Below are 11,714 nucleotides of genomic sequence, written 5' to 3' on the forward strand. Positions count from 1 at the left end.
TAACCTCAAAATTGTTCATTCTAAGCATAAGCATCACAACACAAACCTGTGTTTCCACTGCACCTCATGCTAACGCTGAATATTGAAGTGAGAGAGAGAAAATTATGGTTCTATATCCATTCCTAGTTTTTTAGCCATAGATTTGAGAATTCGATCCTGGCGCTCTACCTTATCCGCAAGCATCTCATTCTTTTGTTTGGTTTCCTCGTCTTGCAATAACGCCTTATCAAGACTTAGCGCTTTGGTACATTTCTCGCAATAATCCACATCATGAGCGTTTGGCCAGCCACATGTTGGGCATTTTTTAGGCAGTTTGAGATCCGCCTTTGTTTGCTTCTTTATCCCATAATGGCCCAATAGAGCCTCGTCAACATCCTCATCAACCAAGTGAGTGTATCTTGCAGGCATCTTGGAGCTTGACGACCACCCATAGCGTTTCTTTTGGTGTGCTTCAGTTAGGAAATTAGCTGTCTGTGTGATCTGGGAGTGTCTGAACAGATGAAAATAGACACGTTTGGGCAGATTTGCAAGCTCGACTCTTTTCTGGATTATCTCTCTAGCTCCCTTGTATGTCAAATGCGAACCATATTGGAATTTGCTCAGGTTTATCCATAACGGTGATTCTGTGTTTTCCTTGAACGGGTGAGCATTAAGCCAGGCGATAAGATATGGTGCAGAAGTCAGTAATCTGATGGGCCTTGCGTTGGTCTTGCCATCCACCTTGATAATTGCACCGTAATCATCTACGACGACATGTTTGATTTGTAGGGTAAGTGTTTCACCTATTCTTGTACCAGCCTCGTTGTGAACTGCGATTAACGCCCTGTCCCTGAGATTCTCACCACAGGCATGAAGTATTTTTGTCATATCACCCTCGGAGATTAGATCCTCCCTTGAAAGCCTGTCTTTGACTCGCCTCATCTTGATTTTGCGTATTTCCGGCGGATCTAGTGTGTCGGGATCTTTGTGCCTGGAGCCTGTTTTTAGCCACCTGTAGAATATCTTCAAGACCTTTTTGTGGTCCGCCGTGGTGTGTGTTTCCTGTCCAGAATCAGAGTATTTTTGCACGATAGTTACGACTAGCTTTTGAATGTCACCAGAACTAACCTCATCCCATTCTTTCTTTAGGAATCTAGACAGGTTTAACATGACTTCAAGGTGTTTTAGCTGTGTTGCTTTTGAGATGGATTCGGAGATCATCTCGTCGTGGTATTTTTTGATTAATGTCACTGTCTTTTTGGATAATGCGTTCTCAATTCTGCGTAGAACTGAGCTGATCCTTTGATCATAATTGTGAATATCCGGCTTTAGTTTGGAGTTTAGGGATTGTTTCATTATTCTGATCTATTAACACTGGTAGGGTTTTAACCCTAATGGAAAGCGCCGGGTAAGGGATTCGAACCCCTGAGTGCGAATGCACAACCGCTATCCTGTGAGATTGATCTCGAGGCGGTCGCCGTACCGCTTGGCTAACCCGGCACCATACCCCACAAACAAAATCGTCCCTAATATAGCAAATCACACAATACAAAAACAGGTAAAAATAAAACCATACCAATGGGCTTAGATCTAAAGGGACTCATCACCAAAGAAAAAACAACACTAGAGTCATTTGCATCCAAGGTAATCGCAGTTGATGCATACAATACCATCTACCAGTTTCTCTCAATAATTCGCGGACCAGATGGAATGTTGCTCTCTGATTCTCAGGGGCGGGTAACAAGCCACCTAAGCGGATTGTTCTATAGAAGCATCAATTTTTTGTCATTGGGAATAAAGCCCGTTTTTGTATTTGACGGCAAGTCTCCTTCCTTAAAGGCAGCCGAAATAGAGCGAAGAAAGCAGATCAAAAAAGAAGCCACAATAAAATACGAAAAAGCACTTGCCGAAGGAAACATGGAAGACGTTCGAAAATACGCCCAACAGACCACATCCATGCAGGACGGCATGGTGGAAGACGCAAAGCACTTGCTAGAACTGTTTGGAATTCCCTCGATTCAGGCACCGGCGGAAGGAGAGGCAACGGCAGCCCATCTGACCAAAACGGGTTTGGCGTATGCCTCTGCAAGCCAGGACTATGACTCCATATTGTTTGGGGCAAAAAAGCTGGTCCGTAATTTCACAAACTCTGGCAGGAGAAAGCTGCCAAACAGGAACACCTACATCGAAATAGAGCCGGAGATAATCGACACATCCCGGGTTTTGTCTGATCTTGGCGTTACCGCAGAACAGCTAGTCGACATTGGTATTTTGATTGGCACGGACTTTAACCCTGACGGATTTGACAGGATTGGCCCAAAGACTGCGCTAAAGATGATCAAAGAAAACGGCAGACTGGAAGAAATTGAACAAGTGAAAGACAAGCTCCAAACAATTCCATACCAGGAAATACGCAAGATCTTTTTGGAACCCAAAGTTGCCGACGTATCCGAGATAAAATTTGGCGAGCCAAACTATTCTGGTATTGTCAGTTACTTGTCAGGCGAGAGGAGTTTTTCTCGCGACAGGGTAGAGGCATCGCTGAACCGACTGCAGAAAAGCACGATTAAGCGGAGCCACACATTAGAGCAGTGGTTTGGCTAGTCACTTGAACTTGCCCAAGATTTTGTAAATGTCTTTGGTTATCATCTCAGAGTGATTTGCTTGGTTGCCTGAATTAGTGAGGCTTGGCCTCCCATGCGTGTAGTAAGGCTTGTCTCGTCATTTCTGTGCTCTGAGCACAGAATTTCACCGCTTTCTGAGCACATTGACGCAGAACGTATAGCAGAATTAGAACCGATGACTTTGCGGCAGATTTGTTCTGCCTCTGATTCAAGCATTACCTCTTCTTTTCCCCACATTGATATTTGTGTGAAATTTAGTTAGATAATCTACTAGTTGTGCAGAAATGACAAGCTCTGTATTGGTACAATTCATAAGTAATATTTTTTAATGATATCAAAAAAATCCAAAACATGAAGACTGTACTAATTGCAATGGCAGCGGTTGCAGTATTACTAGCATCAATTACGCTGGCAGGCGACGCGTTTGCCCAAAAATCAGGCAAGCAAGAAGTCCAGGACATCATGACTGCATACAAAAAGGCAATACACAAGGCCCAGGCCGACTTTACTGCAGCGATCAAAAAGGCAAACGAGGATGCGCGGGCGGCAATAGCAAAAGGCATACCTACAGACCAGATCAATGCCGAGTCCAAGGCGGCAATAGCCAAGGCGCGAGCAGACCTCAAGGCAGCAAAGGATACGGCCCAAAAAGAGACAAAGGCAAGCCTATCAAAACTAAAGGCTGCAATCAAGCCTTAGTTCATTATTTTCTTGCTTCACATATTACGCATTTTAGTCCATGTGTGAATCTGCCGCATCTTGTGCAGTGCAGGGAGAACTTTTCGTATTTGCCAACCTTGCTGGACTTATAGTATGCAAAAAGCACTATCAGAAAAATACCGCCCATTACCAAAAAGGGCACCAAGTCCGGCGGCGCGCCTATTTTGTAGTGTATATCATGGATTGATTTTGTGGCCGCAAGCGCCTGCATTGGGGCAAAAAAGGCCAAGCCCAGTACAAAACCGATCGCAGATTTTGCAGGAGCTAGCCTCATGGTGTGATAGTAGTACGCATAAATCTTAACAACTTGTTTGTTTGAAAAGGACGCACAGGTTTTTACTGGATCTGTTTTTTTAGCTCATCAAATGCTGCATGGATCTCAGATACAGCTGCTCCGTCCTCTAGTGTGCTGACATCGCCTATTTTTTCATTTGATGCTATTGCCTTTAGCAGCCTTCGCATTATTTTGCCGCTTCGAGTCTTTGGCAATTTGGATACAAAATAAATCGACTGGGGAGTCGCAATTGCCCCAATGTCTTTTCTGACCACATCTATTACCTGTGCCTTTAGGGAATCAGACACCATTACGCCTTCCTTTGGGACCAAGAAAGCAATGATTGCTTCGCCCTTGATCTCATCTGGAATACCACACACCGCTGCTTCTGATATTGAATTGTGCGACACCAGGCTTGATTCCAGCTCGGCAGTGCCTATTCTGTGTCCTGCTATCTTTAGGACATCGTCTGCTCTTCCCAAGAGCCAATAATATCCGTCCTTGTCGCATATGGCATAGTCGCCTGTATAGTAGATGTCTTTGTATTTTGACCAATAGACTGTCTTGTATTTTTCATCATCGCCCCACAAAGTAGGCAGCATGCCAGGCCACGGCTTTGTAATCACAAGATATCCCTTGGTGTCAGGCGGGAGCTGTTTTCCTGATTCATCCAGTATTGCCAGCTCCACGCCAGGAATTGCAAATGCGCCCGAGCCCGGCTTGAGCGGAATTGTCTCTAGGCCAGGCAATGGCGATATCATCATGGCGCCAGTTTCCGTCTGCCACCAGGTATCGATAATCGGGCACCTTGATTTGCCGATTGTGTTATAGTACCATTTCCAGACCTCTGGATTGATTGGCTCGCCTACCGTTCCCAGTAATCGAAGGTTGGACAAGTCATATGAATTTGGAATCGAATCGCCAAACTTCATGAACATTCGCAGTGCAGTCGGCGTGGTATAGAATATGGTGATTTTGTATCGTTGTATTATATCCCACATTCTTGCAGGACTTGGATAGTCAGGTGCACCCTCGTACATCACCTGGGTTGCACCACATACCAGCGGGCCGTATGCAACATAGCTGTGGCCTGTGACCCAGCCAATGTCTGCAGTGCAAAAATACACATCAGAATCTTTGATGTCAAATGCCCACCTAAACGTGGCAGCTACATGAGTCAGATATCCGCCCGTGTCATGAAGAACTCCTTTTGGTTTTCCGGTTGTTCCCGAAGTATACAGGATGTAAAGTGGATGTGTTCCGTCCAGTTTTTCTGGAGGGCAGACATTGGAGCTTTTTTGCAATATACTATTCCATGCCAAATCCCTTTTTCCCATTGGAATCGGATTTTTGGTTCTGGTCAATACAATCACATTTTGGACAAAATCCAGATCTGAAATCGCAGTATCAATTACTTCTTTTAGCTTGACGACGTTTCCCCTTCGGTATCCGCCGTCTGCGGTGATGATTATTTTTGATTGCGAATCAACCACCCTGTCCTTGATTGATTGGGCTGAAAATCCTGAAAATATCACAGTGTGTATTGCGCCAATTCTTGCACAGGCCAATATTGATACGATTAGCTCCGGCACCATTGGGAGGTAGATTGTTATTCGGTCTCCTTTTTGTACACCCAGGGACTTTAGGCCGTTTGCCAGTCTTTGAACGGAATCTGATAACTCTCCATATGTTACTGACCTGCGTTCCTCGTTTTCTCCCTCCCAGAATATTGCTATTTTTTCTTGGTTTTGCACATCTAGTGCGTTGTATGAAGCGTTGATTTTTCCGCCGACAAACCATTTTGCAAATGGGGGATTCCATTGCAGTGCCGTATGCCACGGCTCAAACCAGTGGAGTTTTTTTGCCTGAGACTCCCAGAATTTAACAAAATCTGCAGATGCTTCCCGGCGTGTCTGCGTGTCGTTGTGCCCTAGACCAACAAGATAGTCCACAGATAAAATCGAGCCTAGTTATTTCTAAATTTTTATTGTTTAAAAGCCAAAAACCTCCAAAAACCACAACTGATCAGAACTGGGCCGGTTTTTTGGAGTGGTGCGTAAAATCATACCATGACTGGTCAGGCAATGCAATTCAAGGATTTAATCCAGGAAATCAGGCAAAGCTGATTCAAGATTAGCACAAAAAGAAAACCGAGAATAAATGTAGAAAAAAGGGATGTTAGTGCCCCTTACTGTGCTTCCATGCCTGCAAACCAATCTGATTTCTCAGTTTGCTTAACAGTATTCGTCGGTGGCTGAGGCAGATTTGCGCTGACTACCTCTTCTCTATTTTCGGCCGGAGAAGGTGCAGTGTTTGCAAATATTGGCTGAGCCGATGTTTGCTCTGAAGGTTTTGCTTCAGGTGAATAGGAAGGTGCACTTGGAGCTTGCTCGACTGTCTGTCCGTTGTTTGTCACAAGATATGATACTGCAGATGTCTGGATTTGCGCTTGCTGGTTCACGTCGCTGCGAACACCATCCAAGGATAGATCCGACATTCTTCGCTGAATGTTGAGGATTTCCGCCTTTTCATGGTCGATGTGTTCCATTATTTCGCCTGTGTGCGTCTTGATGAGATCATATTTTGCTTCAGAGATTTCGTTGCTCTTGAATTGGACTTTGGCATCAAACAACAATGTCTTTACAGTCTTTAGCTGTGCACCTAGCTCTTCGAGACGTGAGCCTAGCGCTGATGAAATCTGCTTTTCAGCTTCTTCCAGCGATATCAGTTTGGACTTGTACTTTTCGTGTATGATTTCTGCGTCTTCCTTCATTTCGTCGTTTTCAGAGACAATGTCAATTAGCGCCTTTAGTCGCCTGATTGTCAGTCCCTTTTCTCTGAGGAATCGTTGTGCGTCGAGTCTCCATTTCGGTATGTAGATTACGACATCGCCCTGAACTACTAGTTGTTCAAATGGGACCTGTACTAGTCCTTGCAGACCACAGTCAACTCCCACAGTCTGTATGGAGCCATCAATATCGGTTATAGTACCGATGACTTTGCCCATCTGGGTGCCATACATGTCTTTGACTTGCTTGCCGATAATCTCTACTTCGTCCTTGTTCATTGGCTAAAACTTGAGCGTTGCGTATAACCGGCAAAATGTGAACAAGTGTTCTATTTTTGGTAAGAAGAAATTAACCAAGGCAATTCTAGTCGCAATTTTAAAATTTGAACGCTTTTGGGTATACTCCATGATAGACAAGGACGGCTTGGACCAAATACTGAACTTTGTGGCAAAGCGCTGGATTGAGCTTTCCAGGGATCCTGCCAACAAGGCTCTGCAGAATCTGCCGTCTGACTTTTGGATGAATTCTGTTGGCGGCAAGGCAGGCGAGAAAGGCCACTGGATGACGATGCTTTTGTACACGGAAAACGAGGCCGACGCAGCTGCATTAAAGGAAGTGCTGCTTCGATGGCAGGCAAAGGGATCGAGTCCCAAAGTAGATCTCATACAAATCAAGCGAAAATAGTTTAATTAGATTTGTCCAGTCTGGAGTTTGTTGAGCGAGTTTACCGAACAAGAAAAAGAAAAGCTAAAAAGCCATTTCTCAAATGCTGATGATTCTGTGTTTGCTATAATAACTCCGCGACAGGTGGACCGCGGTGCTCTGATGTCTAGATATTCTAGGACTGATAAAAGCATGCGGAGAATTTTTTTGGACGAGTTTTTGGCAAACGAAAATCGCGGTGAGGAATTTTACAATAAAGTCCTAATTGAATATGGCGATGATTCCGTTGCGGAACTTGGAATTGCGCAAATTGCAATCGAGGGAATATCAAATATCGCAGTCAAAAAAATAGAGGACCGCAGAATTGGCCTGTCGTATTTGGAAAAATCGTCTCGCTATGTTTCTTGGGACAAAAAAGTAAACGGGCAGTTCAAGTTTTTGCGGGAAAAAAAAATCATGGAATCAAAATTTGCCGATTCGTACATTCAAGCGTGTGATCTGGATTTTGAAGTTTATTCCAAGAACATAGATCCAATGCTGAAATTTGTGCGAGAAAAAGAGCCAATTGAAAAGCTGAAATTCAAGGATTCTGCATCCGGAAACGAGACGGAATTCTCCAAGCTAAAATCAGAGTCGGACATCAAGTCTGCCACATTCATCTATAATGCAAGTACAAAGGCAAAGGCACTTGACATTTTGCGTGGCTTGCTTCCAGCCTCGACGCTGACCAATGTGGGCGTCTCTGGGAACGGGCGCGCATTTGAGTATCTACTGACCATATTGTACAGCTCCGACCTTGCAGAAGAGCAAGAGGTTGCGGATAAAATCAAGCATGAACTAGACACTACCATCAAGTCCTTTGTTAGGCGCGCTACCGACAAGTACGGTATTGCAATGCAGCAATATCTCAAGTCGCTGCAAAAAAGCACCCAAATACTATCCAAAAGGCAGAAAATAAAGCCAAGGCACCGAGGGCCTCTAGTCAAGCTAGTCAATTATGAATCAGAGGAAATAGCACAGAGCAAGATAATTTCTGCAATTATTTACGAATCACAAACAATACCATATGGGGAGATTTTAGGTATGGTCAAAAAAATGAGCAAACCTTCCAAGGCAAAGATAATTTCTGATTTTGCAAAAATGCGCACAAACAGAAGGCAGCGGCCCCCACGTGCATTTGAGATGACAAACTATACCTTTGATGTCATTGGTAATTTTGGAATGTTTCGTGATCTGCACAGACATCGAGTGCTGACACTGGAGCGACAATTACTAACAACAGATCACGGATACAGCACCCCAAAGGAAATAGTCGAGCTTGGAATAAAGTCAGAATATGACTCCTGCATGAAGAATACAAAAAATGTGTTTGATTCGATACGAAATAAAATGCCGCAAGAATCCCAGTATGTAGTCAATTTTGCATACAACTATCCGTTCTTTATGAACATGAATCTGCGAGAGGCAGTACACCTAATTGAGCTCAGAACTATTCCGCAAGGCCACATTGACTATCGACAGGTAGCGCAGAAAATGTTCTTGGAAATTCAGAAAAAGCAGCCAAACCTATCCAAGATAATCAAGTTTGCAGATCTTAAATCGTACGAGCTTGAGAGATTCGAGTCTGAAAAAAGAATAGAGGAAAAGCGAAAATCCAATTAGGAACAATCCTATAATATTACAATCAGTTATTTTCACCTATGGAAAAAATAGAAAAATCCGATTCCCAATGGAAAAGCGAGCTATCCAAAGACGAGTTTGACGTCTGCAGAATGAAGGCGACCGAACCCCCATTTACTGGAAAATACACATACTGCAAGGATGATGGAATCTATCGCTGCACCTGCTGTGGAAATGAGTTGTTCAGCTCAAAGACAAAATACGATTCAGGCTCTGGCTGGCCAAGCTTTTGGGAGCCAATACATGAGAATAGTGTCAAGTACGAGCGAGATTCCAGTTATGGAATGACTAGAGTGGAGGTAATGTGCGCAAAATGCGATGCGCACTTGGGCCACGTCTTTGAAGACGGTCCAAAACCGACGGGAAACAGATTTTGTATCAATTCTGTGTCGCTCAAGCTGGAAAAGTCCTAGTCTAACCATTATAAATCAGGGCCGGGCCAAGTCTGAAGTAGAAAATGAGAATCATAGTTTGCGGATTTGGAACGGTTGCGCAAAGCCTGGCAAAATTATTGGTCTCACGCTCTGACGACCTGTACGCAAAATATGGAATAATGCCAAGAATCGTCGGCGCATTTGACACTCATGGCGGCGCAGTGGAGCAATCCGGCCTGGATTTGAACAGGCTAGTCGAGGTCAAAAAGAAATACGGTTCTATCAAAAACTATGACAAGTCAAAGAAAAAGTGGACCGGCCTAGATATAATAAAAAACATTGATGCCGATGTCCTAATAGAGACCACTGCAAGCAATTATCGCGACGCAGAGCCTGGCATGTCGCATATTACAACTGCAATGAAGCTTGGAATGCATGTCATATCTGTAAACAAGGGACCTCTTGCGATTGCGTTTCCTTCACTGATGGAGCTTGCCCTGTACAACCAGGTCCAGTTTAGGTTTTCAGGAACTGTAGGCGGTGGAACGCCAATTTTGAACTATGCCAAGAACAGCCTGCAAGGAGAGCAAATTACATCGTTTGCCGGCATACTAAACGGCACTACAAATTACATTCTTACCAACATGGCTCACGGGATGAGCTTTGCGCAGGCGCTAAAAGATGCCAAATCTCGCGGATATGTAGAAGCAGATGAATCACTAGACCTAGATGGATTTGATGCAGCTGCAAAACTAGTCATTTTGGCAAACTGGATTATGGGAATGAAGGTTACAATGCCAGACATTAAGCGAACTGGAATACGCAAAGTAACACTAGATGACGTCAAAAAGGCGGCCAAAAAGAAAATGGCAATCAAGTTGATTGCATCTTGCAATAAAGACTTGGAAGTGTCACCAAAAGAGATTCCAATCGATGATCCTCTGTGTGTCAATGGTACCCTGAACGCAATATCATTTACATCAGAGCATTCCGGCACCCAGACCATCATAGGAAAGGGTGCGGGTGGAACGGAAACAGCGAGCGCCATTTTGCGTGACTTGTTAGATATTAGAAGGGAAATTTTGCGGGCTTGAAGTCAAATCTAATATCAAAGACAGAGACTGCCGAAGTGCTATCACAAATATCCAGTCAATGGAAAGTGGAATTGCCAAAAATAAAAAATCTCAAAATTTACGAATTTGAGGAAGGACAAATCATAGTGGGCGAAGGCCTGACTGCAATCAAAATAGGCGATAATTACCTGCCGTTTTTGTCTGATAGTGGAACGCTTGCCAAGTTTCCAAGCGTCATGGTGGACATGGGGGCTGTGAAATTCATGTGCAATGGTGCAAACGTGATGCGTCCTGGGATTCGCAGCTTTGGGGAATTTGAGAAGGGCCAGATCGTATGCATTATTGAAGAGTCGCAGAAAAAATCTCTGGCTGTGGGGCGTGCGTTGGTCTCAAGCAAGGAAATGGCAGAGATGAGCAAGGGAATTGTCATAGAGAATCTGCACTATATTTCTGATAAATATTGGGAAGCCAAAAAATCAATTAAAGACTAGAATCATTTTATTGTCTTTGATAGAAATAGAATGACCGTAGCCTTTGAGGAATTTTACGTTGTAGTGGTTTTTGCGATCTTTGAGAGTCAATCTATTTCAAATTGTCAATATTTTTTCTAATTCCAAACAAATGATACAACATAAGTGTTAAGCCAACTCCTAAAAATGCAAAACCATTCCACGGATATAGTTCACGAGGAATTGTGTCACTATCGTGGTAATACCCAATGCGATAAGGATTCCACCGATAGTAATTACAGCTGATGCTTGAATTTGTAACTTGGCTAATCTTTTTTGAAAATCATGATCATCAGACATAGTTTTGCTGACTGAATTTTTCTATTAAACACTTTCTAACAAATTCTAACGTACGTAATGACTTGATGCGATGTGTTTTCCCGAACTAGAGGGGCCTTGTGTTTTTACAGTTTTTCTGTAAACTCTTTTGTGCCCTGCTTTGTTAATACCAAGACATCAATTCCGTCGCCAGAAAACGAATCTCTCATTGTTGCTGCTTTTACTGACTTAATTGCAAGCTCTGTTGCCTCTTTTTCTGACATGTTTGGCTTGAATTGGTGATCCAAAACACCCAGTGCCATTTCTGCACCTGTTCCAACTGCGGCATAATCATCTGGAAGAACAGAGCCCAATGGGTCCAGTGTGAATATTGATGGCTTTCCAACCACTCCGCCCACGATAACCTGGGTCAGTAATGGGAAGAATCGTCTCTCATACATCATGTTAGACATCATTTTTGCGATGGAATTCTGCGGAACGTCCCGCTTTAGCTCCATTTTGCGTATCTTGGCTAGCGCCTTTATCTGCAGGACCAAAATCTGCATGTCTGCAACTAGGCCTGCAACGCTTGTGCCGACTTTATCGGTCAATGTGTATGTCTTTTTGGTGTTCTTTGATACCAAGAAATTGCCATACGCGATTCTTTTTTCGCTTGCAAAAACTACGCCGCCATCAAAAGTGATTCCGACTGCGGTCGCACCTGGCATGTACATTGACATGTTTTAGCTTGATTCTGATGCACTTTAAAGT

The 11,714-nt window shown here is 43.7% G+C and carries 13 protein-coding genes and 1 tRNA gene; 7 read left to right on the top strand and 7 right to left on the bottom strand.

The window, feature by feature from the left end; translation table 11 throughout:
• Positions 1-102: 102 nt before the first annotated feature.
• Together NAQ_RS03485 and NAQ_RS03490 are read right to left on the bottom strand one after the other, a co-directional pair.
• The gene (locus NAQ_RS03485; RefSeq protein WP_100182270.1) at positions 103-1,335 is read right to left on the bottom strand and encodes a tyrosine-type recombinase/integrase; all 1,233 of its coding nucleotides are present in this window, start codon (positions 1,333-1,335) and stop codon (positions 103-105) included.
• Between the two features lie 46 nt (positions 1,336-1,381).
• Positions 1,382-1,479, bottom strand: a tRNA-Ser gene (locus NAQ_RS03490).
• A 78-nt stretch (positions 1,480-1,557) separates the two neighbouring features.
• On the opposite strand from NAQ_RS03490, the gene fen reads away from it, so the two are divergent.
• Positions 1,558-2,583, top strand: a complete 1,026-nt coding sequence (fen, locus tag NAQ_RS03495) for a flap endonuclease-1 (protein ID WP_100182271.1) — start codon at positions 1,558-1,560, stop codon at positions 2,581-2,583.
• 41 nt (positions 2,584-2,624) lie between these two features.
• Here the strand turns inward: fen and NAQ_RS03500 are convergent, their stop codons facing one another.
• The gene (locus NAQ_RS03500; RefSeq protein ID WP_100182272.1) at positions 2,625-2,840 is read right to left on the bottom strand and encodes a hypothetical protein; all 216 of its coding nucleotides are present in this window, start codon (positions 2,838-2,840) and stop codon (positions 2,625-2,627) included.
• A 114-nt stretch (positions 2,841-2,954) separates the two neighbouring features.
• Between NAQ_RS03500 and NAQ_RS03505 the strand changes: the two genes are divergently transcribed.
• Positions 2,955-3,302, top strand: coding sequence for a hypothetical protein (locus NAQ_RS03505; RefSeq protein WP_100182273.1), 348 nt, complete (start codon positions 2,955-2,957; stop codon positions 3,300-3,302).
• 4 nt (positions 3,303-3,306) lie between these two features.
• Here NAQ_RS03505 and NAQ_RS03510 read toward each other — a convergent pair whose 3' ends face one another.
• The 3 genes from NAQ_RS03510 to NAQ_RS03520 all read right to left on the bottom strand — a co-directional run bounded on the left by NAQ_RS03510 (position 3,307) and on the right by NAQ_RS03520 (position 6,664).
• Entirely contained in the window at positions 3,307-3,597 is a 291-nt protein-coding gene (locus tag NAQ_RS03510; RefSeq protein ID WP_100182274.1) for a hypothetical protein, read from the bottom strand.
• Between the two features lie 62 nt (positions 3,598-3,659).
• The gene (gene acs / locus NAQ_RS03515) at positions 3,660-5,549 is read right to left on the bottom strand and encodes an acetate--CoA ligase (RefSeq protein WP_420887492.1); all 1,890 of its coding nucleotides are present in this window, start codon (positions 5,547-5,549) and stop codon (positions 3,660-3,662) included.
• Positions 5,550-5,785: 236 nt separating this feature from the next.
• The gene (locus tag NAQ_RS03520; protein ID WP_162858627.1) at positions 5,786-6,664 is read right to left on the bottom strand and encodes a CdvA-like protein; all 879 of its coding nucleotides are present in this window, start codon (positions 6,662-6,664) and stop codon (positions 5,786-5,788) included.
• A 127-nt stretch (positions 6,665-6,791) separates the two neighbouring features.
• Here NAQ_RS03520 and NAQ_RS03525 point away from each other — a divergent pair, with 127 nt between their 5' ends.
• From NAQ_RS03525 to NAQ_RS03545, 5 genes are read left to right on the top strand one after another with little or no spacing between them, the layout of a single operon-like run.
• Positions 6,792-7,070 (top strand): hypothetical protein, encoded by a 279-nt coding sequence (locus NAQ_RS03525; protein WP_100183424.1) that lies wholly within the window; start codon positions 6,792-6,794, stop codon positions 7,068-7,070.
• 30 nt (positions 7,071-7,100) lie between these two features.
• Entirely contained in the window at positions 7,101-8,711 is a 1,611-nt protein-coding gene (locus NAQ_RS03530; RefSeq protein ID WP_100182276.1) for an FAD-dependent thymidylate synthase, read from the top strand.
• A 38-nt stretch (positions 8,712-8,749) separates the two neighbouring features.
• Entirely contained in the window at positions 8,750-9,142 is a 393-nt protein-coding gene (msrB, locus tag NAQ_RS03535) for a peptide-methionine (R)-S-oxide reductase MsrB (protein WP_100182277.1), read from the top strand.
• Between the two features lie 44 nt (positions 9,143-9,186).
• The gene (locus NAQ_RS03540; protein ID WP_100182278.1) at positions 9,187-10,197 is read left to right on the top strand and encodes a homoserine dehydrogenase; all 1,011 of its coding nucleotides are present in this window, start codon (positions 9,187-9,189) and stop codon (positions 10,195-10,197) included.
• On the top strand, positions 10,194-10,667 hold the full coding sequence (locus tag NAQ_RS03545; protein ID WP_100182279.1) for a PUA domain-containing protein: 474 nt from the start codon (positions 10,194-10,196) through the stop codon (positions 10,665-10,667). The genes NAQ_RS03540 and NAQ_RS03545 overlap by 4 nt, the downstream gene beginning before the upstream one ends.
• A gap of 422 nt (positions 10,668-11,089) precedes the next feature.
• Here NAQ_RS03545 and NAQ_RS03550 read toward each other — a convergent pair whose 3' ends face one another.
• Positions 11,090-11,683, bottom strand: a complete 594-nt coding sequence (locus NAQ_RS03550) for an Ntn hydrolase family protein (protein WP_245871709.1) — start codon at positions 11,681-11,683, stop codon at positions 11,090-11,092.
• Between the last annotated feature and the right edge of the window lie 31 nt (positions 11,684-11,714).

Source organism: Candidatus Nitrosotenuis aquarius, from assembly GCF_002787055.1.
GTDB lineage: Archaea > Thermoproteota > Nitrososphaeria > Nitrososphaerales > Nitrosopumilaceae > Nitrosotenuis > Nitrosotenuis aquarius.